The organism is Microvirga sp. GCM10011540 (assembly GCF_042650665.1).
GTDB lineage: Bacteria > Pseudomonadota > Alphaproteobacteria > Rhizobiales > Beijerinckiaceae > Microvirga > Microvirga lenta.
Genome location: NZ_JBHSBQ010000012.1, coordinates 45,262 through 69,743 on the forward strand (window position 1 = coordinate 45,262; position 24,482 = coordinate 69,743).

Annotated in this window: 16 protein-coding genes; 15 read left to right on the top strand and 1 reads right to left on the bottom strand. The window is 64.8% G+C overall.

Annotated features, from left to right (window positions below):
* Window positions 1-83: 83 nt before the first annotated feature.
* From ACFOYU_RS05225 to arsB, 10 genes are all read left to right on the top strand, one after another.
* The gene (locus tag ACFOYU_RS05225; protein ID WP_377032725.1) at window positions 84-1,295 is read left to right on the top strand and encodes a D-alanyl-D-alanine carboxypeptidase family protein; all 1,212 of its coding nucleotides are present in this window, start codon (window positions 84-86) and stop codon (window positions 1,293-1,295) included.
* Entirely contained in the window at window positions 1,295-1,969 is a 675-nt protein-coding gene (gene tmk / locus ACFOYU_RS05230; RefSeq protein WP_377032726.1) for a dTMP kinase, read from the top strand. Before ACFOYU_RS05225 ends, tmk begins: the two co-directional genes overlap by 1 nt.
* Window positions 1,959-3,023, top strand: a complete 1,065-nt coding sequence (locus ACFOYU_RS05235; RefSeq protein ID WP_377032727.1) for a DNA polymerase III subunit delta' — start codon at window positions 1,959-1,961, stop codon at window positions 3,021-3,023. Before tmk ends, ACFOYU_RS05235 begins: the two co-directional genes overlap by 11 nt.
* A 58-nt stretch (window positions 3,024-3,081) precedes the next feature.
* Entirely contained in the window at window positions 3,082-4,632 is a 1,551-nt protein-coding gene (gene metG / locus ACFOYU_RS05240) for a methionine--tRNA ligase (protein WP_377032728.1), read from the top strand.
* Between the two features lie 46 nt (window positions 4,633-4,678).
* Window positions 4,679-5,998 (top strand): family 1 glycosylhydrolase, encoded by a 1,320-nt coding sequence (locus ACFOYU_RS05245; RefSeq protein WP_377032729.1) that lies wholly within the window; start codon window positions 4,679-4,681, stop codon window positions 5,996-5,998.
* An 84-nt stretch (window positions 5,999-6,082) separates the two neighbouring features.
* The gene (locus ACFOYU_RS05250) at window positions 6,083-6,880 is read left to right on the top strand and encodes a TatD family hydrolase (RefSeq protein WP_377032730.1); all 798 of its coding nucleotides are present in this window, start codon (window positions 6,083-6,085) and stop codon (window positions 6,878-6,880) included.
* Window positions 6,877-7,683: an MBL fold metallo-hydrolase gene (locus ACFOYU_RS05255; RefSeq protein ID WP_377032731.1), complete on the top strand. Its 807-nt coding sequence runs from the start codon at window positions 6,877-6,879 to the stop codon at window positions 7,681-7,683. The genes ACFOYU_RS05250 and ACFOYU_RS05255 overlap by 4 nt, the downstream gene beginning before the upstream one ends.
* 416 nt (window positions 7,684-8,099) lie before the next feature.
* On the top strand, window positions 8,100-8,456 hold the full coding sequence (locus ACFOYU_RS05260; RefSeq protein WP_377032732.1) for an ArsR/SmtB family transcription factor: 357 nt from the start codon (window positions 8,100-8,102) through the stop codon (window positions 8,454-8,456).
* Complete coding sequence (locus ACFOYU_RS05265) at window positions 8,449-8,991, top strand: arsenate reductase ArsC (RefSeq protein ID WP_377032733.1); 543 nt, start codon at window positions 8,449-8,451, stop codon at window positions 8,989-8,991. The genes ACFOYU_RS05260 and ACFOYU_RS05265 overlap by 8 nt, the downstream gene beginning before the upstream one ends.
* 9 nt (window positions 8,992-9,000) lie before the next feature.
* Window positions 9,001-10,074, top strand: a complete 1,074-nt coding sequence (gene arsB / locus ACFOYU_RS05270; protein WP_377032734.1) for an ACR3 family arsenite efflux transporter — start codon at window positions 9,001-9,003, stop codon at window positions 10,072-10,074.
* 106 nt (window positions 10,075-10,180) lie between these two features.
* Here arsB and ACFOYU_RS05275 read toward each other — a convergent pair whose 3' ends face one another.
* Window positions 10,181-10,450, bottom strand: coding sequence for a DUF2934 domain-containing protein (locus ACFOYU_RS05275; RefSeq protein ID WP_226742393.1), 270 nt, complete (start codon window positions 10,448-10,450; stop codon window positions 10,181-10,183).
* A gap of 351 nt (window positions 10,451-10,801) precedes the next feature.
* Between ACFOYU_RS05275 and otsA the strand changes: the two genes are divergently transcribed.
* From otsA to ACFOYU_RS05300, 5 genes are read left to right on the top strand one after another with little or no spacing between them, the layout of a single operon-like run.
* Window positions 10,802-12,322: an alpha,alpha-trehalose-phosphate synthase (UDP-forming) gene (gene otsA, locus ACFOYU_RS05280; RefSeq protein ID WP_377032735.1), complete on the top strand. Its 1,521-nt coding sequence runs from the start codon at window positions 10,802-10,804 to the stop codon at window positions 12,320-12,322.
* Entirely contained in the window at window positions 12,309-14,396 is a 2,088-nt protein-coding gene (gene glgX, locus ACFOYU_RS05285) for a glycogen debranching protein GlgX (RefSeq protein WP_377032736.1), read from the top strand. The genes otsA and glgX overlap by 14 nt, the downstream gene beginning before the upstream one ends.
* Before the next feature lie 17 nt (window positions 14,397-14,413).
* Window positions 14,414-16,228: a malto-oligosyltrehalose trehalohydrolase gene (treZ, locus tag ACFOYU_RS05290; RefSeq protein WP_377032737.1), complete on the top strand. Its 1,815-nt coding sequence runs from the start codon at window positions 14,414-14,416 to the stop codon at window positions 16,226-16,228.
* Window positions 16,225-21,126, top strand: a complete 4,902-nt coding sequence (locus ACFOYU_RS05295; protein WP_377032738.1) for a malto-oligosyltrehalose synthase — start codon at window positions 16,225-16,227, stop codon at window positions 21,124-21,126. Before treZ ends, ACFOYU_RS05295 begins: the two co-directional genes overlap by 4 nt.
* Before the next feature lie 26 nt (window positions 21,127-21,152).
* Window positions 21,153-24,479 (top strand): maltotransferase domain-containing protein, encoded by a 3,327-nt coding sequence (locus ACFOYU_RS05300; RefSeq protein WP_377032739.1) that lies wholly within the window; start codon window positions 21,153-21,155, stop codon window positions 24,477-24,479.
* The last annotated feature ends 3 nt before the right edge of the window (window positions 24,480-24,482 follow it).

Sequence of the window (24,482 nt, forward strand, 5' to 3'; positions counted from 1 at the left end):
GCATCCTCCGCTCCGGCGTTGATTTGTGCTTGACGCGCCACAGATTCCCTCTCTCCTAACGGAAGAGCTTGGAATTCTTTACGATGCGTCAATTTCATATCCGTCAGATAGCGATCACCTTGGGTCTTCTGTTCAGCGCGATGACCCTGGCGGCCGGTTTGCCGCAGGCCGCGCGGGCTCAGAACTTCCAGACGCTTGCACCGACCGCCGTCCTGATCGATGCGGATTCGGAGGCCGTGCTGTTCGAGAAGAACGCGGACGAGCTGGTGGCGCCCGCGAGCATGGCCAAGATCATGACGGTCGAGATCGTCTTCAACGAGTTGAAGAACGGCCGGCTGACCATGGACACCGAGTTCACCGTCTCGGAGAACGCTTGGCGCACGGGCGGGGCGGCCTCGGGCGGGTCCGCCATGTTCGCCAAGGTCAACAGCAGCGTTCGGGTAGAAGACCTTCTGCGCGGAATCATCGTGCAGTCCGGTAACGATGCCGCGATCGCCATCGCCGAGGGTCTTTCGGGAACGGAGGAGAACTTCGCCCGCCGCATGAACCAGAGGGCGAAGGAACTGGGCCTGACACAATCGACCTTCCGCAACGCCACCGGCTATGGGCACCCCGAACAGAAGGTGACGGTCAGGGAGTTGGCGAAGCTCGCGCTTCACATCATCGAGACCTATCCCGACCTCTACCAGATCTTCGCGGAACGCGAGTTCACCTGGAACAAGATCCGCCAGCAGAACCGCAATCCTCTGCTCGCCATGGACATCGGCGCGGACGGCCTCAAGACCGGCCACATCAACGAATCCGGCTACGGCCTCGTCGCCTCCGCCGTTCAGAACGGGCAGCGCCTCATCCTCGCGGTCAACGGCCTCAAGAGCTCCAAGGATCGTGCCAACGAGACCCGCAAGCTCCTGGAATGGGGCTTCCGCGCCTTCGAGTCGCGTCAGCTCTTCGACAAGGGCCAAGTGGTTGGGGAAATTCCCGTTTACGGCGGCGACCGGCGCTCGCTGCCGCTTGTCGCCAAGAAGCCGGTTCGGGTACTCGTCAATCGCGGTGAAGAGGAGCGGGTCACCGCCCGAATCGTCTATACGGGACCGTTGAAGGCTCCGATCCAGAAGGGAACCGAAGTGGCCCGTATCCAGGTCGACCGCGGCGACACCAGGGCTCTCGAGATGCCCCTCTATGCCGATGGCGACGTCCAGGTGGGCACCCTCAGCCAGCGCGCGCTGGACGGGCTCCTGGAGATGAGCACGGGCTGGGTCCGCCGCGCGTTTTCGAGTGTTGTCGATAATATTTGATGGCCGGCTATTTCATCACATTCGAAGGCGGGGAGGGGGCCGGAAAGTCGACGCAGATCGACCGGCTCCGCCGCCGGCTGGAACAGCTCTCCCACCCCGTCGTCGTCACCCGCGAGCCGGGGGGCTCCGCCTATGCCGAGCAGATCCGCTCCTTCATCCTGAGCGGACAGGCCAAGCGGCTCGGCCCCTTCGCGGAAGCCCTGCTTTTCGCAGCTGCCCGCATCGACCACCTCGACAAGACCATCGAGCCCGCCCTCAAGAGCGGAACCCATGTGCTGTGCGACCGCTTCGCCGATTCCACGCGCGCCTATCAGGGCGCCCTCGGCGATCTTGATTCCGGCCTGATCGACAGCCTGGAGAGAGTCACCCTGAAAGGGGTCAGCCCCAATCTCACCTTCATTCTGGACGTGCCGGCCGAGGTCGGCCTGTCCCGGGCCAGCGCCAGGCGTGCCGGTAAAGGGGAGGGCGCGGACCGCTTCGAGGAGGAGGACCTCTCGTTCCATCAGGCGCTCCGGCAGGCTTTCCTCACCATCGCCCGGGCCTACCCGGACCGCTGTGTCGTGATCCACGCGGACCGCCCCGCCGACGAGGTCGAGGAGATCATCTGGTCGAGCGTGAGCGAGCGCCTCCCGAAGCTCGCCAGGAACATCACGAGGCCGCTCGATGTCGCGTAACGAGGCCGAGGCCGTCGAGCCCGATCAGCTCGAAGGCGCTCCCCATCCGAGAGAGCAGTTCGCCTTCTACGGGCACCGCGAAGGCGAGGGGGCATTCATCGAGGGCCTCCGCAGCGGACGTCTGCATCATGCGTGGCTGATCGGCGGCCCCCAGGGAATCGGCAAGGCGACCCTCGCCTACCGGGTGGCCCGCACCGTTCTCGATCCGGGCCGGAGCGGCAATCCGAACCTCGCAAACCTGGACGTGGCGCGCGATACGGGAGTCTCGCGCCAGGTCGCGGCCATGTCGCACCCCAATCTGGCGGTGCTTCGCCGGGCTCCTGCAACAGACAAGAAGGCTGCCTCCGCGACCATTCCCGTGGATGCGGTGCGCCGGGCGCTGAACATGTTCGGCTCGACTGCCGCCGATGGCGGCTACCGGGTCTGCATCGTCGACAGCGCCGAGGACCTGACGATCTCGAGCGCCAACGCCCTGCTCAAGATGATCGAGGAGCCTCCGCCGCGCTCCCTGTTCCTGATCGTCAGCCACGCCCCTCAGCGCGTGCTTCCCACCATCCGCTCGCGCTGCCGCCGCCTCCTGCTGCGCCCGCTGGAGGACGGCGACATCCGGTCCGTCATCGCCTCCCTCGGATCCCCCTGGACCGAGGTCCCCGGAGAGGTGGTCGATCAGGCCCTGCGGTACGGGGAGGGCTCCGTCCGCCGGACGCTCGAATTGCTGGATGCCGACAAGGTGTCCTTCATCGACCAGATCCAGAGGCTCCTCGCCGGTCTGCCCAGGACCGACACCAGGCAGGTCCATGCCCTTGCCGAAGCTCTTTCGAAGCGGGATGCGGAAGACAGCTACGAGCTCTCCCTGGAAACCGTCCAGCGTTGGGTGACCGACAGGCTGCGCGAGAATGCGGGCCTCGGCGCCGCGCGCCTTGCGCCTTTGGTGGAGGTGTGTGAGAAGATCGCCCGCATGGCGCGCGAGATCGACGTGTTCAACCTCGATCGCCGGCCTTTCATTCTTTCGCTGTTCGACGATCTTGCCGACGCGGTTCGGCGAACGGCGTAAGCCGCAGCAGCAGGCGGGTACAGGCGCGTTTCAAGGGTAACGACTTTAGGGTTTCCACATGGCCGACAAGCAGAAATTCTACATCACCACGGCCATCTCCTATCCGAACGGGGCTCCCCATATCGGACATGCCTACGAGATCGTCGCGTCCGACGCGATCGCCCGCTTCAAGCGCATCGACGGGTTCGACGTGTTCTTCATGACCGGCACCGACGAGCACGGCCTGAAGATCCAGCAGACCGCCGACCGGAACGGGACGACCCCGAAGGCCTTCGTCGACGAGATGGCCGCCAAGTTCAAGGCCATGGCCGACCGGCTCAACTGCTCCTACGACCGGTTCATCCGCACGACCGATCCCGACCATCTGCCGTCGACTCACGAGCTGTGGCGGCGCATGGAGGAGTCCGGGGATATCTATCTGTCGAAATATTCCGGCTGGTACTCCGTGCGGGACGAGGCCTATTACGACGAGAGCGAGCTGACCAAGCAGCCCGATGGAAGCTGGCGCGCCCCGACCGGCACGCCTGTCGAATGGATCGAGGAGGAGAGCTATTTCTTCCGCCTCTCCGCCTATCAGGACCGGCTGCTCGAACACTACAAGGCCAACCCGGATTTCATCGGGCCCGATACCCGTCGCAACGAGATCGTCAGCTTCGTGCGCTCCGGCCTGCAGGATCTTTCGATCAGCCGCACGACCTTCAACTGGGGCCTGCCGGTCCCCGGCGCCCCGAAGCACGTCATGTACGTCTGGGTGGATGCCCTCAACAACTACGTGACCGGTTGCGGCTTCCCGGACGAGAGCAATCCGCGCTGGCACTACTGGCCGGCGGATGTGCACATCATCGGCAAGGACATCGTCCGCTTCCACACGGTCTACTGGCCCGCCTTCCTCATGTCCGCGGGCCTGCCCCTGCCCAAGCGCGTCTTCGGGCACGGCTTCCTGTTCAACCGCGGGGAGAAGATGTCCAAGTCCGTCGGCAACGTGATCGATCCGTTCGAGCTTGCCGACACCTACGGCGTCGATCAGCTTCGCTATTTCTTCATGCGCGAGGTGCCCTTCGGGCAGGACGGAAACTACTCGCATGAGGCCATCGTCAACCGCATCAATGCGGATCTGGCGAACGACCTCGGCAACCTGGCGCAGCGCTCGCTTTCGATGATCGCCAAGAACTGCGAAGCGTCCGTGCCGAGCCCGGGCGACTTCACCCAGGCCGACCGCGACATGCTCTGGCTCGCGGACGGGCTGCCGGGGAAGGCGAGGGCGGCCATGAAGGACTTCGCCGTCCACTCGGCCCTGTCGGAAATCTGGTCGGTCGTTGCGGAGGCCAACCGGTACTTCGCCTCCCAGGAGCCCTGGGTCCTGCGCAAGAGCGACCCCGCCCGCATGGCGACGGTGCTCTACGTCACGGCCGAGGTTCTGCGAGCCGTCGGCATCCTGGCCCAGCCCTTCGTGCCCGAGGCCGCGGCCAAGCTGCTCGATCTGCTGGCGGTGGCGCCGGAGGACAGGGTCGTCGCCATGGTCGGGCCGGACAACCGGCTGGCCGCCGGAACGGCGCTCCCGCAACCTGCGCCGATCTTTCCGCGTTACATCGAGGCGGAGGCGTCCTGAACGCTTCCGCTTTGACGGACCTTCGGGTCTTCGGCGGAAGCGGAATATGTTCACCACCTTCATGTTCGCGACCGGGATCGAGAACAGCATCCCGACCATCAACAACGGCCGCACGCGCATCGACCAGATGGAGAAGTGCGGCCATTACGAGCACTGGAGGACCGATTTCGAGCTCCTCAAGGAGCTCGATCTGGAGGTCCTGCGCTATGGTCCGCCCCTCCACACCACCTTCGTGGGCCCCGGCCGCTACGACTGGTCCTTCGCGGACATGACGTTCGGTGAGATCGGGCGCCGCAACATCATTCCCATCGTCGACCTCTGCCATTTCGGCGTTCCCGACTGGATCGGCAACTTCCAGAACCCTGACTTTCCGGAGCTTTTCGCCGCCTACGCAGAGGATTTCGCCCGCCGGTTCCCCTGGGTGCAGCTCTACACCCCCATCAACGAGATGTTCATCTGCGCCACGTTCTCGGCGGCCTATGGCTGGTGGAACGAGCAGATGCGGAGTGACCGGGCTTTCGTCACGGCCCTCAAGCACCTGGTCAAGGGCAATGTCCTGGCCATGGAACGCATCCTGAAGGTCCGGCCGGACGCCATCTTCATCCAGAGCGAATCGACCGAGTACTTCCACGCCGAGAACCCGGCGGCCATCAAGCCCGCGGAGATCATGAACGCGAGGCGTTTCCTGTCGCTCGACCTCAATTACGGCCGCCGCGTCGACTCCGAGATGTACGAGTTCCTCATGGACAACGGCATGACCCGGGACGAGTACCATTTCTTCCTGACGCGCTCGTCCCTGCGCCATCACTGCATCATGGGAAACGACTACTACGTCACAAACGAGCATCGGGTGAAGGCGGACGGCACGACCACCGCCTCCGGCGACGTCTTCGGTTACGACGAGATCACCCGGCAGTACTACGACCGCTACAAGCTGCCGGTCATGCACACCGAGACGAACCTCATGGAGGGTCCTCGCGGTGACGAGGCGGTGAACTGGCTTTGGAAGCAATGGGCCAACGTCCTGCGGGTCCGCAATACCGGCGTGCCCATCGTCGGGTTCACCTGGTACTCGCTGACGGACCAGATGGACTGGGATGTCGCCCTGCGGGAGGAAAACAACCGGGTCACGCCGGTCGGGCTTTACGATCTCGATCGCAACATCCGCCCTGTGGGCCGCTGCTACAAGCAGCTGATCGAGGATTGGTGCGACGTCCTTCCGGCGCAGAGCGTCTGCCTCACGGTGCCCGTGGCGCGGCCTCAGGATTACGACGAGCCGCCCATCCGCCGCCACCAGGAGAGAATGCGCCGGATGCGGCAGCACGAAGCCAAGGACGATTCTCAACAGGCATCCGCCACCGGATGAGCCCCTCGGTAGACGAGGGGACCCGAACGGCTTTATGGGTGGATTTCCTCTACAAGGCGTCGGAAGAGGAGGGCGCCTTCCATCATGTTGATCGACAGCCACTGCCATCTCGACTTCCCTGACCTCCAGACCCGCCTCCCCGATGTGCTCGCCGCCGCCGCGGACGCGGGCATCGGCCGGATGGTGTCGATCTCGACCCATGTCTCGCGGTTCGAGACCTACCGGGCTCTTTCGGAAGCGCATCCGAGCGTCTTCTTCACGGTCGGAACGCATCCCCACAACGCCGCCCTTGAGCCGGACGTGCCGGCGGAACGGCTGGTGGAACTCTCGGCCCATTCCCGCTGCGTCGCCATCGGAGAGGCCGGTCTCGACTACTATTACGACAAGAGCCCGCGGGACGTGCAGCAGCAGGTTTTCCGCGCGCATATCGCTGCGTCCCGGCAAACGGGACTGCCGCTTGTCATCCACGCACGGGACGCCGACGAGGACATGATCCGGATCGTCTCCGAGGAGATGGGGCGAGGGCGCTTCACAGCCGTGCTCCATTGCTTCTCGTCAGGTGCGAAACTGGCTGAGGTCGGGGTCGAACTGGGGCTCTACGTGTCCTTCTCGGGCATTCTGACCTTCAAGAACTCGGAGGAAATCCGCCGCATCGCCGCCTCGGTGCCCAAGGACCGGCTGCTCGTCGAGACCGACGCGCCCTACCTCGCGCCCGTGCCGTTCCGGGGCAAGACCAACGAGCCCGCCTATGTGGCTCATACGGCCCGGGTGCTGGCGGAGGTCGTGGGCGTAACGGAGGCCGAGATCGCCGACATCACCACCGCCAATTTCTACCGGCTCTTCTCCAAGGCGGCCGAGGCAGACAGGCAAGCGGCGGCATGACCTTGCGACTGACGATCCTCGGCTGCGGATCCTCCGGCGGCGTGCCCCGCGTCGGCGCCGGCTGGGGCGCCTGCGACCCGACGAACCCGAAGAACCGGCGCCGGCGCTGCTCGGTTCTCGTCGAGAGGATCGGCCAGGATGGAACGACGAGCGTTCTGGTGGACACGTCGCCAGACCTCCGGGAACAGCTCCTGGATGCGGACGTGAAGCGCCTGGATGCGGTGCTGTTCACACACGAACATGCCGATCATGTGCACGGCATCGACGATCTCCGCCCGCTGGTCATCGCCATGCGCCGGAGGATGCCGATCTACGCCGGCCGCATGACGAGCGAGCTGATGATGATGCGGTTCGGCTACTGCTTCGAGACGCCGCCGGGAAGCGGCTATCCGCCCATTCTCGAGGCCCATCGTCTCGACGAGGATGTCGAGACGGTGATCTCCGGACCGGGCGGACGGGTCCATGCCGTGCCGTTCAGGATGATCCATGGCGACATCGACGTCTTCGGCTTCCGTTTCGGGAACATCGCCTATGCCCCGGACGTGAGCGAGATGCCCGAGGCCAGCATGCGCCATCTGGAGGGCCTCGACGTTCTGATCCTGGACGCACTGCGCTACACGCCGCATCCAACGCACTTTTCCGTCTCGGAGGCGCTCAGCCTCATCGAGCAGGTCAAGCCGAAGCGCGCCATCCTGACGAACCTGCACACGGATCTGGACTACGAGACGCTCCGCAGCGAACTGCCGCCGCACATCGAGCCGGCCTATGACGGCCTGCGGGTCGACGTGGATTCGTGCAGATAGGCCGGGATGTTCCGGCGGACGCGCCGGGCTCCTGAAACCGAGGACCGCCTTTATGAAAGGCCGGATCTAGACAAGTCCTTCCTGCCGCACATCAATTTTAGTTCCATAATATATCTTATGCGAATTACGTATAGAGGCGCGGGCACCTCTGCCCTGGAAGCCCGAGCGGTCCGGCATCTCGCATCGCAAGCCACCTGACCAGGACGAACTGCGGATCCGTTCCCGCCCAATCGAACCGACCTGCCCTTCGCTGCAGACAAGCTTGCACGCGACCAAGGCGAATTCGCTGGCGTTGAGCTGGGAACCGATCCCGGCGCTCACATGGCCTTGACGCCGACGGCGCCGGTCCGCTGGGCTTGCTCCCGCTCCGCACATGGAACTTGCCGAGCGCACGATATGTCGATAAGTCTCGACATATGGAATCAGAAGCAGTCATCCTGTCCCTTGCCGCCCTGGCCCAGTCCACGCGCCTCGAAGTTTTCCGGCTCCTCGTGAAGCACGAGCCCGGTGGGCTTCAGGCCGGCGACATTGCCCGCCAGCTCGCCGTTCCGCACAACACGATGTCGTCCCATCTGGGAATATTATCCCGGGCGGGGCTCGTCCGCTCACTGCGCCAGGGCCGCTCGATCATCTACCGGGCCGATCTGGCTCGTTTCCGGGAAGTGGCGACCTTTCTCCTCAAGGATTGCTGTGGCGGGCACCCGACAGTGTGCGCCCCGCTGATGGAAGACCTCATACCCTGCTGCCCTCCGAAGGAGCCTGCCGATGGCTGATCGCGTCTACAACGTCCTTTTCCTCTGCACGGCCAATTCGGCCCGTTCCGTTCTCGCGGAGGCTATTCTGAACCAGTTGGGCGAAGGACGTTTTCGCGCCTACAGCGCCGGCAGCCAGCCGCGCGGAACGGTCAATCCGTACGCCATCAACCTCCTGCGCAATCTCGGGCATGATGTTTCGGCTTTGCGCTCGAAGAGCTGGGACGAGTTCGCCGAGCCGGGCGCCCCGGTCATGGATTTCGTGTTCACCGTCTGCGACAGCGCTGCCAATGAAGCCTGCCCGGTGTGGCCAGGCCGCCCGGCCACCGCCCATTGGGGCATTCCCGACCCAGCCGCGGTTACAGGGTCGGAGGCCCAGATCGCCCTCGCCTTCGACGAGGCCTATCGCATGCTCCGGCGACGGATCGAGCTGTTCCTGGCGCTTCCCATCAGCTCCATCGACCATCTCGCGCTTCAGGAGAAACTGCGGGAGATCGGAAAGTCCGGCGCGGGCGCGGATAACGGTGCGCCCGCGGACATCGCGGCGAATGGGTGAGGAAGGACCATGTCCGTTTTCGAACGATATCTGACCCTCTGGGTCGCCCTCTGCATCGTCGCCGGCATTGCACTCGGCCATGCGTTCCCAGACCTGTTCCAAGCCGTCGGTGGACTGGAGATCGCCCGGGTCAATCTCCCTGTCGCGGCTCTGATCTGGCTCATGATCGTGCCGATGCTGATCAAGATCGACTTCGCCTCGTTGGGACGGGTCCGGGAGCACTGGCGCGGGATCGGCGTCACCCTCTTCATCAACTGGGCCGTGAAGCCGTTCTCGATGGCCGCACTGGCATGGCTCTTCGTCGGCTATCTGTTCAGGCCCTATCTGCCTGCGGACCAGATCAATTCCTACATCGCCGGGCTGATCATCCTGGCGGCGGCGCCATGTACGGCCATGGTGTTCGTGTGGAGCCATTTGACCAGGGGCGAGCCGCACTTCACCCTGAGTCAGGTGGCCTTGAACGATGTGGTGATGGTCGTCGCCTTCGCGCCGATCGTCGGCCTCCTGCTCGGCCTGTCCGCCATCACCGTTCCGTGGGACACGCTCGTCCTCTCGGTGGTGCTGTACATCGTCATTCCCGTGGTGCTGGCGCAGTTCCTGAGAGGGCGCCTCCTGGCGAGGGGCGGTGAAGCCGCCCTCGCCGGCCTGCTCCGCGTTCTGCAGCCGCTGTCGCTCGTCGCTCTTCTTGCGACCCTGGTGCTGCTCTTCGGCTTCCAGGGCGAGCAGATCCTGGCCCAGCCGATCGTCATCGCATTGCTGGCCGTGCCGATCCTGATCCAGGTCTATTTCAACTCGGGTCTCGCCTATCTGCTGAACCGCATCGCGGGCGAGCAGCACTGCGTCGCGGGCCCCTCTGCGCTGATCGGCGCGAGCAACTTCTTCGAGCTTGCGGTTGCGGCGGCGATCAGCCTGTTCGGCTTCAACTCGGGGGCCGCCCTCGCAACGGTGGTAGGGGTTCTGATCGAGGTCCCGGTCATGCTCTCGGTCGTATGGATCGTGAACCGCAGCCAGGGCTGGTACGAGCGCGGCCACGCTCACGCAAGCGCTCTTCGAAGCGCCGATCCTGCCCGCGACACCGCATGAAAAACCCGGCGCAAGGGACCTGCGCCGGGTCACGACCAATATCAGCACCGAGGGCAGGGCATCGTGAGCAATGCGCCCTGCCCTTCGATGCCGTCAGGCACGGAGCTTACTGCAGCGTCGCCGCAGCACGACGGCGGCGCGGCGCAGGCGCGGCAGCGGCTGCCGGCACAGCGGCAACGGCCTTCGGCTTCGCCGTGCGGCCCTTCTTCTTTGCCGGCTCGGCAGCCACTTCAAGCGCCGCAGCCGGGGTCTCGTCGAGGCTTGCCAGCTCGAGCTTGGCCATCTGCCAATGCTCTTCGGCGCGACCGTCAACACGGCCCTCCTGCTCCCAAATGTGATAAGCCCGCTCGCGGATCTTCTGCTCTAGATCGATCATCGTTGTGTCCTCGCTGGTCTCTGGCCTGACGTGTGATAGGTCGAAGCTCGGAATCGTCAGAAATTGCTTCGGCCTTTCTGTCAATTGGGAAAGCAGTGACTGATCCTGTCAAGCTTCTGCTTTATCGCGCGAATGTGACCTTTCTTCCGCAGCATTCTAATATAATTTCCTGATGTCTCCATAAAATCCTAGCGGCATCACTGCTACGCTTTTTGCATCGTTGCGGAACACCTGCGGCGGCTGGCGGTTGTAACTTGACCAATCTCCCACATGGTCGATTTGCGAATGAACAACCCAATGGGCAGCCGGTTTGAGCCTTCAGGCACTCCCCCGCAACGCCGGCCAAGCTCCATGAAGTCCTCCACCAAGGCTCGAGCCGCGGAGAATGAAAGGCTCGATCGGGTGGAACTCGCCCGAGGCAATCCGTCGGGCAGGCTGGTCGTGGTGTCGAACCGGGTCCCGCTTCCCACGAAGGACGGAACCTCCAGTGCCGGCGGCCTGGCGGTCGCCCTGGAGGGCGCTCTCAAGCAGCAGGGCGGATTGTGGTTCGGCTGGTCGGGCAGGACGGTCGACCGGGCAGAGAACATGCCTCACATCGTCGAGGCAGGAAACATCACCTTCGCCGTGCTGGACGTGCTGAAGAAGGATTTCGACCTTTTCTACACCGGCTTCGCCAACCGGGTCCTCTGGCCGATCTGCCACTACCGCCTTGATCTCCTGCAGATCGACCGAAGCCAGACCGAGGGCTACTTCCGGGTGAATCGGACCTTTGCCGAGGCCTTGGCGCCCCTCCTGAACGCAGACGATACGATCTGGATTCACGACTATCACTTCATCCCACTGGCAGCGGAACTCCGCCGGCTCGGGTGCCGCAACCGCATCGGCTTCTTTCTCCACATCCCCTGGCCGCCATCTGACGTCGCGAGCGCCCTGCCCTCGTACGAGCGGCTGTTGAACGGCCTCGCTTCCTACGATGTCGTCGGGTTCCACACTCCGCAGGACGCCGAGAACTTCCGGCAGTGCCTGATGCGCGAGAGGATCGGGTTTCCGGTCGGGAACGGCGAGTATCAGGTGGATTCCCACCGGTTCAAGATCGGCTCCTTCCCGGTCGGGATCGAGACGGATGCCTTCGCCCAGACCGCAGCGAGCGCCGAGCGGAACCCGGTGGTGCGGCGCATGCGCGCCAGCATGGGCAACCGCGACCTGATCATCGGCGTCGATCGTCTCGACTATTCCAAAGGCATCAAGCAGCGGATCGAGGCCTTCGCGTGCTGCGTTCGCTCGAATCCCGAACTGCGCAACCGCGTCGTCTACCTCCAGGTCACGCCGAAATCCCGTTCGGACGTGCCCGAATACAAGAAGATGCAGCACGAGATCGCCGAGCAGGCCGGCTGGACCAACGGCAATCTGGGCGAAGTGGATTGGACGCCGATCCGCTACCTGAACAAGACCATCGGCCACACCCAGCTCGCGGGCCTCTACCGCATGGCCCGGGTCGGCCTCGTCACCCCGCTTCGTGACGGCATGAACCTCGTGGCCAAGGAATTCGTCGCGTCTCAGGATCCGGACGATCCCGGCGTGCTCGTTCTGTCTCGCTTCGCCGGGGCCATGCATGAGCTCGATGCCGCGCTCCTCGTGAATCCCTACGACACCGAAGCAACCGCCGCAGCCATCGCGCGGGCGGTCGAGATGCCGATCGAGGAACGCAAGGAGCGCTGGAACGCCCTGATGATCCGGCTGCGCTCGAACGGAATCGACAACTGGTGCCGAAGCTTCCTGACTGCCCTTTGCGACGACCTGCCCGCTGTACCGGAAGGCGACAGGGGCGGCAGCGGCCGGCCTCGCAACCGGGTCGCCCATGCTCCGGGTTGACGACGGATCGCCACTTCCGCTCGGGGCCACATGGGATGGAAAGGGCGTCAACTTCTCGCTCTTCTCTGCCCATGCCACTGCTGTGGAGCTCTGTCTCTACGACCCGACCGGGCGGCATGAGACGGCAAGAATCCAGCTTCCCCAGAGGACCGACCAGATCTGGCACGGCTATCTGGAAGGCATCAAGCCCGGGCAGCTCTACGGCTATCGGGTGCACGGCCCCTATGAGCCGCGGCACGGCCACCGTTTCAATCCTCACAAGCTCCTGATCGACCCCTATGCGAGGCAGCTCCACGGCCGGATCCGGTGGCACGATGCCCTGTTCGGCTACCGCTCAGGCGCCCATCGCAGCGATCTGACGCCCGACCGGCGCGACAGCGCCCCGATGATGCCGAAATGCGTGGTCGAGGACCCGTTCTATCCCTGGGGCGACGACCGCCCGCTGCGCCGTCCCTGGACCGATACGGTCATCTACGAAGCGCACGTGAAGGGGCTGACTGCGCTGCACCCGGACATCCCGGAACCCGTCCGAGGCTCCTACGCGGCCCTGGGACATCCTGCGGTCGTCGAGCATCTGGTCAAGCTCGGCGTCACGGCCATCGAGCTGATGCCGATCCACGGCTTCGCGGACGACCGGTTTCTCGTCGAGAAGGGCCTTCGCAACTATTGGGGCTATTCCACCCTCGCGTTTTTCGCGCCCGAGCCTCGCTATCTCGGCGAAGACGGCATCCTCGGCTTCAAGAGCGCCATTCGGACCCTGCACGAAGCAGGGATCGAAGTGCTCCTCGACGTGGTCTACAACCACACCGCCGAAGGCAATCACCTCGGCCCTACCCTGTCCTTCCGGGGCATCGACAATGCGAGCTACTACAAGCTCTCACCCGATCCACGCTTCTACTGGGACACGACCGGCACCGGCAATACGGTCAACCTGGACCACCCGCGCGTGCTGCAGATGGTGCTCGATTCCCTGCGCCACTGGGTCGAGACCTACCACATCGACGGCTTCCGCTTCGATCTGGCGACGAGCCTCGCGCGCGAGCCGTACGACTTCTCCCATCGGGCCGGCTTCCTTCGGGCGGTCGGACAGGACCCGGTGCTGAGCCGCGTCAAGCTCATCGCCGAACCGTGGGACCTGGGCGGAGGCGGATACAGGGTCGGCGGCTTCCCGATGGGCTGGAGCGAGTGGAACGACCAGTTCCGGGACACGGTCAGGGCCTTCTGGCGCGGCGATCCGGAGCAGCTTCCGAAACTCACGCGGGTCATGACCGGCTCGCGCGAGATCTATGGGTGGTCCGGGCGGGCGCCCTATGCTTCCATCAACTTCGTCTGCTCGCACGACGGTTTCACCCTGCAGGACCTCGTCAGCTACAACGAGCGCCACAACGAGGCGAATGGCGAGGGGAACAAGGACGGCCACGGCCATAACCTGTCTTCGAACTGGGGTGTGGAAGGGCTGACGGAAGACCCGAAGATCCTGTCCCTTCGGGCGCAGATGAAACGCAATCTGCTGGCCACGGTCTTCTTCTCGCAGGGCGTTCCCATGCTTCTGATGGGGGATGAATTCTCCCGCAGCCAGAAGGGCAACAACAACGCCTACGCTCAGGACAACGAGACAAGCTGGCTGGACTGGCTGGCGGCCAGCTCAACGGACCCGAATCTCCTCGACTTCGTACGCAACCTCATCGCGCTCCGCCGCCGTTACATGGCTTTCAGGCGCAACTCCTTTCTCAGCGGCGCACCGGTGTCGGAGGACGGGCTGAAGGATGTGCACTGGCTTGCGCCGGAGGGGCGCGAAATGGGCGACAGGGACTGGGCGGATGGCGAAAGGCGCACCTTCGGCATGCAGCTCGGCAACGACGCGCCCGACGGCCACCGACTGCTGCTTCTGATCAACGCCGCGCCTCAACGGATCAAGTTCCAACTGCCCAAGGACATCCCGAATGGCCGCTGGATCCAGGTGTTCGACACAAGCCTGCCCGAAGGGCTCGTACGCGAAAATTCTTTTATTGTCCGGCCCGGAGGCATGTTCCCGATCAAGCCCCGGTCCCTAGTTCTCTTTCAACACGATTAGCAGGTGGGGGAACCGCGATGCGGCGGGTTCATGAGATGCCCTTCGGGGCGACGATCACTGATGATGGCGTGCGTTTTGCATTGTGGGCCCCGACCGCGCAGGAGGTTGCCCTGGTGCTCGACGGGGCCGAGCGCCCCCTCACCCAGGAGGATGGCGGCTGGCACCGCCTGACCGTGCCCGAGGCGCGGGCCGGAAGCCGCTACGCGTTCCGGATCGATGGCGGCCTTGTGGTCCCCGATCCGGCGTCCCGCTTCCAGCCCGACGATGTCCACCGCGAAAGCGTCGTCGTCGATCCGGCGGCCTATACGTGGTCCGACGGAAACTGGACCGGTCGCCCCTGGGAGGAAACGGTTCTCTACGAGCTGCACGTGGGAACGGCAACGCCGGAGGGCACCTATGCCGGCCTCATGGGCAAGCTCGAAGACCTGCGCGACGCGGGCATCACGGCCATCGAACTCCTGCCGCTCGCGGAATTCCCGGGAAGCCGCAACTGGGGCTATGACGGTGTCCTGCATTTCGCGCCCGATGCCGCCTATGGCACACCGGACGATCTGAAGCGCCTCGTGGATCGCGCCCATGCACTGGGCCTCATGGTGTTCATCGACGTGGTCTACAACCACTTCGGACCATCGGGAAACTACCTCCACGCCTATGCGAAATCGTTCTTTACCGAACGACACCAGACCCCATGGGGCGCCGGTATCAACTTTGACGGCTCGGATGCGACGGCGGTTCGCGACTTCTTCGTTCACAACGCCATCTACTGGCTCGAAGAGTACCATGCGGACGGCCTGCGCTTCGACGCGGTCCATGCCATTCTCGACGACAGCGAGAAGCATATTCTGGCCGAGATCGCCGAGCGGGCCCGTGCCGCGCTCCCCAACCGGGAGGTGCACCTCGTGCTCGAGAACGATGCGAACGAGGCTCGCTGGCTTGGGCGCGATGGCGGCCGTCCACGCCTGCACACCGCCCAATGGGACGACGATCTGCACCACAGCTGGCACACGCTCCTCACCGGGGAGGCGGACGGATACTACGTCGACTACGCAGACCGGCCCGTTGAGCGCCTCGGGCGCTGCCTTGCCGAGGGCTTCGCCTATCAGGGAGAACCATCGGCCCACCGGGATGGAGAGCCGCGCGGAGAGCCGTCCGCCCATCTGCCGCCGTCCGCCTTCGTCGGCTTCCTTCAGAACCACGACCAGATCGGCAACCGCGCCTTCGGCGAGCGCATCGGGGATCTCGCCTCGCCCGAACGGCTCGCCCTGGCCCGCGCGGGGCTCCTGCTCTCGCCCCAAATTCCCCTTCTCTACATGGGAGAGGAATGGGCGGCCTCGACACCGTTCCTTTACTTCGTCGACTTCGCAGAGGACGAGGCCCTGTCGAACGCCGTCAGAGAGGGACGCCGTCGCGAGTTTGCCAACTTCAAGTCTTTCGCGGAAGGCGGGCAGGACCAGATCCCGGATCCGACGCTGGAGGAAACCTTCACCCGCTCGAAACTCGACTGGCAGGAGCGATCCAAGTCTCCCCATGCCGAGGTTCTGGCCGAAACGCGCCGGTTGCTGGAACTGCGCCAGGCTGAGGTCGTCCCGCTGACCAAGACGCGTTTCATCGAGGCTCGCAGCTCCCAGCCGAAGCCGGAACTCCTCGATGTCGTCTGGCGCTATGAAGGCGGCACGCTGCGCTTCGTGGCCAATTTCGGCGAGAGCCCCGCCGAGGTGGAGGTTGGGAGCACGGGCTCCGCCATCTGGAGCAGTTCCAACATGGAACATGAAGGCGGGCGCGCACGTCTGCCATCCTGGACTGGGATGTTCATCAAGGATTCTGCCCGATGAGCGGACATGACGAGATCATCCGCCGGATCGCCGCATTGGTCGGCGTCGCCGACCGGTATCGGGACCAGGAGGGGAAGACGATCGAGACCCCTCTCGAGTCGAAGAGAGCCGTTCTCGCAGGGCTCGGACTGGAAATCGAAAGCGAGGCCGAGGCGCGCGATACGCTGGGGCGTGTCGAAGCCCTGAAGAATGGTCTCGTGCCCGCATTGATACCGGCCGAATCCGGGCGCCAGTTTACCGTTCCCGTTCGCGGAGTGACGAGCGGCTCCGTCGTCTGGCGCCTGCAGGAAGAGGGTGGCGCCACACGGGAGGGCCGGGCGAAGGTGACGAATGGCGCCGAGGGCGCCACGATCATGCTGGCCCCGCTTCCCTTGGGCTATCACCGTCTCCAGGTTCAGGCCGAGGGCCGGACGGCGCAGGCGACGATCATCGCGGCTCCACGCCGGTGCTGGGAACCGCGCGCCATGCGCGAGGGCGGCCGCCTGTGGGGCACCACGACCCAAATCTATTCCCTTCGCTCGGCCCGCAATCAGGGAATCGGCGACTATACCGACGTCGCCGATCTTGCGGCCGGTACGGGCGAGTTCGGGGCCTCGTTCCTCGGCCTCAGCCCGGTTCACGCCCTTTTCTCCGCCGACCGCACCAAGATCTCCCCCTACTCCCCCTCCTCCCGCCTCTTCCTCGAAACGATCTTCATCAACCCCGTCGCCGTGGCAGGCTTCTCGGAAAGCCGCGCCGCCAGGCTCCTCGATGATTCCGGCATGCAGGAACGGCTTGCGGCGCTGCGCGATGCACCGCTCGTCGATCATGCGGCGGTGTGGGACCTGAAGCGTTCGCTTCTCGATGCCCTCTGGGAGGATTTCCAGAACGGCGGCGATCACGCCGCCTTCGAAACGTTCCGCCGCAAGGGCGGAGAGGCGCTGCAGTCCCATGCCACGTTCGAAGCCCTCTCGGAGCATTTCCGGAGGGAGGAGCGCTGGTGGCTCGGCGACTGGCCCGAGCCCTACCGGAACGCCCGTTCGCGCGAGGTCCGGGCCTTCGAGCGCGACAGCGCGGACCTTGTGGCATTCCACGCATGGCTGCAATGGCTGGCGGATCTTCAACTCGGCGAGGCGTCCGATGGGGCGCGCTCGGCCGGAATGAACATCGGGCTCTATCGCGACCTCGCCGTCGGGGCCGATGCCGGCGGTTCCGAGATCTGGTCCAATCCCGAGCGCTTCGCGCCGGGCCTGTCGATCGGTTCGCCGCCCGATCCCTTCGGCCCCACCGGCCAGAACTGGGGTCTGCCCCCCTTCAACCCTCTCACGCTGGAGGAGCAGGGCCTGGCGGCGTTCCGCGCACTCGTCGCCTCCAACATGCGCCATGCCGGTGCGATCCGGATCGACCATGCCTTCCAGATTCAGCGCCTGTTCCTGATTCCGTCCGGCATGTCGGCCGCGCAGGGCGCCTACGTCTCCTATCCCTTCGAGGCGATGCTGGCGGTGCTGCGCCTCGAGAGCAACCGGGCGCGCAGCGTGGTCATTGCGGAGGATCTCGGCACAGGGCCGGAAGGCTTCTCCGACGCGATCATGGCCTCGGGCATCCTGAGTTACCGGGTTCTCTGGTTCGAACGAGAGGATGGCGGAGCCTTCAAGCGGCCCGAGAGCTATCCCCGCTCCGCCCTGGCGGTGTTCACGACGCACGACCTGCCGACCTTCCGTGGCTGGTGGCGCGGTCTCGACACCGATTTGCGGCAGACCCTCGGCGTCTACGATCACGATACGGCCGAAAGGGAGAGGGGAGGCCGCAGGAACGATCTCCGGCTCTTCCACGAGGCCTTGTCCGAACGAGGGCTCCTGCACGGCCACGAGGCTCCCGAGGAGCCTCCGCTGGAACCGATGATGCGCTATCTGGCGCGGACGCCCTCCTCCCTCGTCGGTCTGCAGATCGAGGACGCATCCGGCGAACTGAACCAAGCCAACCTTCCGGGGCAGGACCAGAGCCATCCGAACTGGAAGCGCCGGCTCGGGACCGATCTGGACGCCATCATCGCGCCGGGCAGCGAGCTTGCGAAGCTCGCCGCCGCCCTGGCCGAGGAAGGACGTGGAATCCAGCCACGCACGAGCACGCTCGCCTCTCCCCCTCCCCGCGCGACCTATCGGCTGCAGTTTCACAAGGACTTCACCTTCGACGATGCGGTCCGCATCGTTCCTTATCTGGCGAAGCTCGGCATCAGCCATGTCTACTCGTCGCCCATCCACACGGCGCGCCCCGGATCGGTTCACGGCTACGACATCGTCGATCACTCCCGCATCAATCCCGAACTGGGCGGGGAAGACGGCTTCAGGCGTCTGACGGATGCGTTGAAGGAGCATGGGCTCGGCCTGGTGCTCGACATCGTCCCCAACCACATGGGCGTCGGCGGTGCCGACAACGCGTGGTGGCTGTCCGTGCTCGAATGGGGCGAGCTCTCGCCCTTCGGGCGCGCCTTCGACATCGACTGGGAGCGCCTCGGCGCCAACCACAAGCTGATCGTCCCATTCCTCGGCGACCGCTACGGCGAGGCCCTCGAGAAGGGCGACCTGAAGCTCACCTACGATGCGGAGGAGGGCAGTTTCAGCGTCTGGCACTGGGAGCATCGTTTCCCCGTATGCCCCCTCACCTATCCGATCATTCTCGACAGGGCCTTGGCGGCCCTTCCGGCAGGACCAAGTGGCGGCAGTGCGGAGATGCTGGCGATCAGCGAGCGCCTCCGGACCATGAACGACGAGACCATTCCGGAAAGACGCGCGGCCTTTCCCGAGGAATGCGAAACGCTCAAGGGTCGTTTGGCTCAGGCCGTCGCCGGCACGCCCGAGCTCCAGCAGGCGATCGACCACGCCGTCACCTTCATCAACGGTTCGGTCGGGCTGCCGGAAAGCTTCGGCACGCTTCACCGCATTCTCGAGGCGCAGGCGTACCGGCTCGCCCATTGGCGGGTCGCCGCGAGCGACATCAACTACCGGCGCTTCTTCGACATCAATGCCCTGGCGGGCCTGCGCGTCGAAGATCCGGACGTGTTCGAACGCAGCCATGCCATGGTCTTCCGGCTGGTGCGCGAGGGCTTGATCCAGGGCTTGCGGATCGACCACGTGGACGGGCTCGCCGATCCCGAGGGTTATCTGCGCGCCCTGCAGGCCGCCGTGGGCCCCGGCTTCTATATCGTGATCGAGAAGATCCTGGAGCCCGGTGAGCCTCTGCGCCCCTGGCCCGTTGCCGGCACGACCGGCTACGACGTGCTCAATCTCCTCGATGGCGTGTTCGTCGATTCGACGGCAGCCGAGAAAATGGAGCAGCTCTATCGTTCGATGAGCGGCCTCGAAGGGCGCTACGGAGCCCTGCTGCGCGAGGCGAAGGTCGAGGTGCTCGAAACCAGTTTCGCCAGTGAACTTGAAGTGCTCACCTCCGATCTCAAGCGGCTGGCGGATTCGGATCGGCGGACGCGGGATTACACCGTCTACGCCCTCCGCAGGGCCTTGTCGGAGATCATCGCGCGCTTCCCTGTCTACCGCACCTATCTGGGAGAGGCTGAAGCGGTCCCTGAGGACCGCGCCCTTCTGGAGGAAACGATCGAAACCTCGAAGCGGCACAGCGTGCTGCCGGACAGGACCGTGCACGATTTCATCGCGGCCTCCCTTCTCACGGACCACGCCGACGCACCCGCCGTGGGACCGGATACCGAGCTCGTGCGCCGGTTCCGTCGCCGGTTCCAGCAGCTTACCGGACCGGTCATGGCGAAGAGCCTGGAGGACACCTTCTTCTACCGCTATGTGCGCCTCCTCTCCCTGAACGAGGTGGGCGGCGACCCGCACCATTTCGGGGTGCCCGCCGAGGAGTTCCACCGGATCAACCAGGATCGGGCGCGCTCCTGGCCCCATGCCATGATCGCGACGGCAACCCACGACACGAAGCGCGGAGAGGATGCGAGGGCGCGCCTCAACGTCCTTTCCGAGGTACCGGACCTCTGGGCCGAAGCCCTCCGCCGGTGGCAGGAAACCGTCTTCTCTCATGCCAAGGGCGACGGCGAGGCCCGGCCCGACGCCAACGACCAGTACCTCATCCTCCAGGCGATCCTCGGGGCGTGGCCCGTCGAGCTCCTCGACGAAGGAGCGGAGGCGAATGCCGTCGCCGCCTTCCGCGAGCGGATCGAAGGCTTCGTGACCAAGGCTCTCAGGGAGGCGAAGCGGCATACGAGCTGGGTTCATGTGAATGAAGCCTATGAGGCCGCCACCCTTGGCCTCATGCGGGAACTCCTCGATCCCGAAGCCTCGTTCCTGAGCGACTTCCGCCCCCTCGCCCGGCGTCTGGCCTTCTCCGGCATGCTGGCCGGCTTGGCGCGCACGATCCTCAAGGTGACCCTGCCCGGCGTGCCGGACATCTATCAAGGCACGGAGATGTGGGACCTCTCCCTCGTCGACCCCGACAACCGGCGGCCGGTTGACTACGATCTCCGGACGGCGGCGCTCGACGCCAACGCGCCGGCTGCCTCGCTGATGCCGCACTGGCAGGATGGGCGCATCAAGCAGCGGGTTCTCGCCGCCCTTCTCGCGGATCGCGCCGAGTGCCCGGGACTCTATGCCTCCAGCGACTACCAGGTCGTGCGACCTCATGGTTCCCTGAGCCGGAACGTTCTCGCATTCACCCGTACCAGCGGCGAGGAACGCCTCCTCGTCATCGTGCCCCGCCTCGTCACCAGGCTGATCCAGGACGAGTCTCCCCCTCTGGGGGCGGAGGTTTGGGGCGACACCAGCGTGCAGGTTCCGCCGGGGAGCTGGCGCAACATCATCACGGGTGAAAGCACAGAGATCGGCCAGAACACAACGCGAATCTCGGAACTCTTCACGGATCTCCCGTTTTCAGTGCTGAGGGCACAGTCATGAATATGATGGAACGGCAACGTACAGGCATGAAGAGGGAGGCTCCCTCCCCGGTCGAACTCGGCCCGCGGATCTACAATCTGTTCCCGCTTCTCGTGGGAACGGTTTCCGCGTGGACGGCGGAACTGCCGCGCATTGCGCGAATGGGATTCGACTGGGTGTACGTCAATCCGTTCCACGAGACGGGTGTATCCGGCAGCCTCTACGCGATCAGGGACCCCTATCGCCTGGATCCCCGATTCCGCGACGAAGGCGAGGACGACGACGCGCAGATCCGTCGCTTCGTCCAAGAGGCGGACGCTCTCGGCCTGCGAGTGATGGTCGATCTGGTGATCGGACACACGGCTCCGGACGCTCGCCTGGGACAGGAAAGGCCCGACCTTTTTCACCGCAACGACGACGGCGAGTTCCGGAATCCCTTCATCCTCGAGCCGAACGGCACAACGAACGGGGCCGTGCCGGGGGACGTGGCACAGCTCGATTACGGCAGCGCCCGATCGCGCGAGGCCCTGACCGAGTACTGGAACGGATACATTGCGCATCTCCAGACCCTCGGCGTGCGGGGCTTTCGTTGCGCAATGGCCTACAGGGTGCCGCCCCAGGTCTGGCGGGACCTTATCCGTGCCGCGAAGGAGCGCGATCCCCGATGCCGTTTCGTGGCCGAGACCCTCGGACGCGGCCTCGTCGAGACGAAGGCGACGGTGGATGCGGGTTTCGATTTCCTGTTCAACAGCTTCGCGTGGTGGGATCTCAAGGCGCCGTGGGCCCTCGAACAATACGAGGCGTTGCGCACGTCCGCTCCCTCGATCGCCTTTCCCGAAAACCACGACACGGGCCGCCTCGCCGCGAAGGCGGACGACGATCCGGAGCAGGTCGCGCGACTGCTGAAAGCACGCTATGCCCTAGCGGCGTTCTTCTCCACGGGCGTACTGATGCCGATCGGCTACGAATGGGGCTATCGCCGCCCCTTGGATATTGCCGCGACCACGCCGGCGCACCGGGAGATGACCGGAATCGACATTTCCGAGTTCATCACGGCCGTGAACCGGCTGCGGACCGAGTTGCCCGCGGCCAACCGCGAGGGCGCCCAGTGGGCGATCAGCGGACCGGACAACTCTCTGGCAGCGCTCATTCGCTACGATGCAGGGCACTACGCTTCGGCCGGCAGCGCAGTGCTCGTGCTGGCGAACGTGACGGACACCGAGCAGAGCGTCGATCCGGAGGCACTTGTCAGCCGCAGCGGCGGCGTGTTCGAAAGCTTCCGGGACATGACGCCGGACGCCTCGCCGCTTTCCTTCACGCCCGGGTCCGCGATCGTCCTGAAGCCGCTGGAATTCCGCATCCTCTCGGCCCGGCGCGCGATGCCGATGAAGACCCGCAGGCGCTCGCGCCAGCCCACCGGCGAAGGGCGCGTGATCATCGAGAGCGTCCTGCCCGAGATCGACAACGGCCGCTCGGCGGTCAAGCGCGTGGCCGGCGACGTCATGGAGGTGACGGCCGACATCTTCACCGACGGCCATGACAAGTTCAACGCCGCCCTGCTCTACCGGATGTGTGGCGAGAGCACGTGGCACCAGGCTCCCATGGCCTTCGTCGACAACGACCGCTGGGCCGGGCGTTTCCCGCTGGAGCGGAATGCCCGCTACCAGTACACCATCGAAGCCTGGCGCGATCCATTCGCCACCTGGCTGAACGAGGTCGAGAAGAAGCGCGGTGCGGGGCAGAACGTGCGCCTCGAAACCATCGAGGGCCTGCGTATCGTGGAGAAGGCCGCAGGTCTGGCGGAAGAGTCCGATGCGGACGCCTTGGCGGATCTGGTGAAGCGGTTGAAGGAGCACGAGGATGGCTCCGTCGCGCAGCTTGAACTGATGCTCGATGATGAGAACCGGGAACTGATCGACCGTAACGCCGAACGTCAGAACGTCTCGCGCTACGAACCCATCCTGGAGGTCGTCGCCGACCGCCTCGCCGCCCGGTTCTCGGCCTGGTACGAGATCTTTCCCCGCTCGCAATCCGGGGATCCGACCGTCCATGGCACCTTCACCGACGTGATCGGCCAGCTGCCGCGCATCAAGGATCTCGGCTTCGACGTTCTCTACTTCACGCCGATCCACCCCATCGGCAAGACCAACCGCAAGGGCCGCAACAACACCCTGACGCCAGCGCCGGACGATCCCGGAAGCGTCTACGCCATCGGCTCGGAGGAAGGCGGACACAAGGCGGTCCACCCGGAACTCGGCACGCTGGAGGACTTCCGGAACCTCCTTGCGGCGGCGCATGATTACGGCCTCGAGATTGCCCTCGACTTCGCGATCCAGTGCTCGCCCGACCATCCCTGGATCAAGGAGCATCCGGAATGGTTCGACTGGCGTCCGGACGGCAGCATCCGCTTTGCCGAGAACCCGCCGAAAAAGTACGAGGACATCGTCAATGTCCACTTCTATGGGGAGGCCCTGCCGTCCCTCTGGCTGGAGCTCCGGGACGTGGTGCTGTTCTGGGTCGAACAGGGCGTCAAGATCTTCCGGGTCGACAACCCCCACACCAAGCCGATTCCGTTCTGGGAATGGATGATCGCGGAGGTGAACAGCCAGCATCCGGACGTGATCTTCCTGGCGGAGGCCTTCACGCGGCCGAAGATGATGAAGAAGCTGGCGAAAGCGGGCTTCCAGCAGTCGTATACCTACTTCACCTGGCGCAACACGAAGCAGGAGCTGATCGAGTACATGACCGAGCTCGCCCACACCTCCATGGGCGAGTACTACCGGCCGAACTTCTTCGCGAACACCCCGGACATCAACCCCTATTTCCTGCAGACGAGCGGCCCGCCCGGCTTCGTCATCCGCGGCACGCTGGCGGCGACCCTGTCCAGCGTCTACGGCATCTACAACGGGTTCGAGCTCTGCGAGGGGACCCCGGTTCGCGGCAAGGAGGAATATCTCGATTCGGAGAAGTACGAGCTGAAGACCTGGGATTACGATCGGCCCGGGAACATCTCGGACCACATCCGACGCCTCAATCAGATCCGGCGAGAGAACCCGGCGCTCTGGGACTTCCGGAACATCAGTTTCGCGAATGCCTGGAACGACCAGATCCTCGCCTATGTCCGGACCACCCGCGAGAAGGACAACTGCGTCTTTGTCCTGGTCAATCTCGACCCGCGGAACCGGCAGGAATGCACCTACGAGATACCCCTGTGGGAATTCGGCCTGCCGGATCACGCCGCGATCGAGGTCGAGGATCTTCTGAATGGAGGGCGCTTCACTCTGCATGGCAAGAGCCACCGCATCGCCCTAGATCCGGGGGAACGGCCCGTCGTCATCTGGCGCCTCATCCCGCCCGATAGCCGGTCCCGGTGAGCG

What these genes read in the sequence shown, in the direction of transcription:
- ACFOYU_RS05225 (WP_377032725.1), top strand. Translation starts at nt 84, where the DNA reads ATGCGTCAATTTCATATCCGTCAGATAGCGATCACCTTGGGTCTTCTG.
- tmk (WP_377032726.1), top strand. Translation starts at nt 1,295, where the DNA reads ATGGCCGGCTATTTCATCACATTCGAAGGCGGGGAGGGGGCCGGAAAG.
- ACFOYU_RS05235 (WP_377032727.1), top strand. Translation starts at nt 1,959, where the DNA reads ATGTCGCGTAACGAGGCCGAGGCCGTCGAGCCCGATCAGCTCGAAGGC.
- metG (WP_377032728.1), top strand. Translation starts at nt 3,082, where the DNA reads ATGGCCGACAAGCAGAAATTCTACATCACCACGGCCATCTCCTATCCG.
- ACFOYU_RS05245 (WP_377032729.1), top strand. Translation starts at nt 4,679, where the DNA reads ATGTTCACCACCTTCATGTTCGCGACCGGGATCGAGAACAGCATCCCG.
- ACFOYU_RS05250 (WP_377032730.1), top strand. Translation starts at nt 6,083, where the DNA reads ATGTTGATCGACAGCCACTGCCATCTCGACTTCCCTGACCTCCAGACC.
- ACFOYU_RS05255 (WP_377032731.1), top strand. Translation starts at nt 6,877, where the DNA reads ATGACCTTGCGACTGACGATCCTCGGCTGCGGATCCTCCGGCGGCGTG.
- ACFOYU_RS05260 (WP_377032732.1), top strand. Translation starts at nt 8,100, where the DNA reads ATGGAATCAGAAGCAGTCATCCTGTCCCTTGCCGCCCTGGCCCAGTCC.
- ACFOYU_RS05265 (WP_377032733.1), top strand. Translation starts at nt 8,449, where the DNA reads ATGGCTGATCGCGTCTACAACGTCCTTTTCCTCTGCACGGCCAATTCG.
- arsB (WP_377032734.1), top strand. Translation starts at nt 9,001, where the DNA reads ATGTCCGTTTTCGAACGATATCTGACCCTCTGGGTCGCCCTCTGCATC.
- ACFOYU_RS05275 (WP_226742393.1), bottom strand. Translation starts at nt 10,450, where the DNA reads ATGATCGATCTAGAGCAGAAGATCCGCGAGCGGGCTTATCACATTTGG.
- otsA (WP_377032735.1), top strand. Translation starts at nt 10,802, where the DNA reads ATGAAGTCCTCCACCAAGGCTCGAGCCGCGGAGAATGAAAGGCTCGAT.
- glgX (WP_377032736.1), top strand. Translation starts at nt 12,309, where the DNA reads ATGCTCCGGGTTGACGACGGATCGCCACTTCCGCTCGGGGCCACATGG.
- treZ (WP_377032737.1), top strand. Translation starts at nt 14,414, where the DNA reads ATGCGGCGGGTTCATGAGATGCCCTTCGGGGCGACGATCACTGATGAT.
- ACFOYU_RS05295 (WP_377032738.1), top strand. Translation starts at nt 16,225, where the DNA reads ATGAGCGGACATGACGAGATCATCCGCCGGATCGCCGCATTGGTCGGC.
- ACFOYU_RS05300 (WP_377032739.1), top strand. Translation starts at nt 21,153, where the DNA reads ATGAAGAGGGAGGCTCCCTCCCCGGTCGAACTCGGCCCGCGGATCTAC.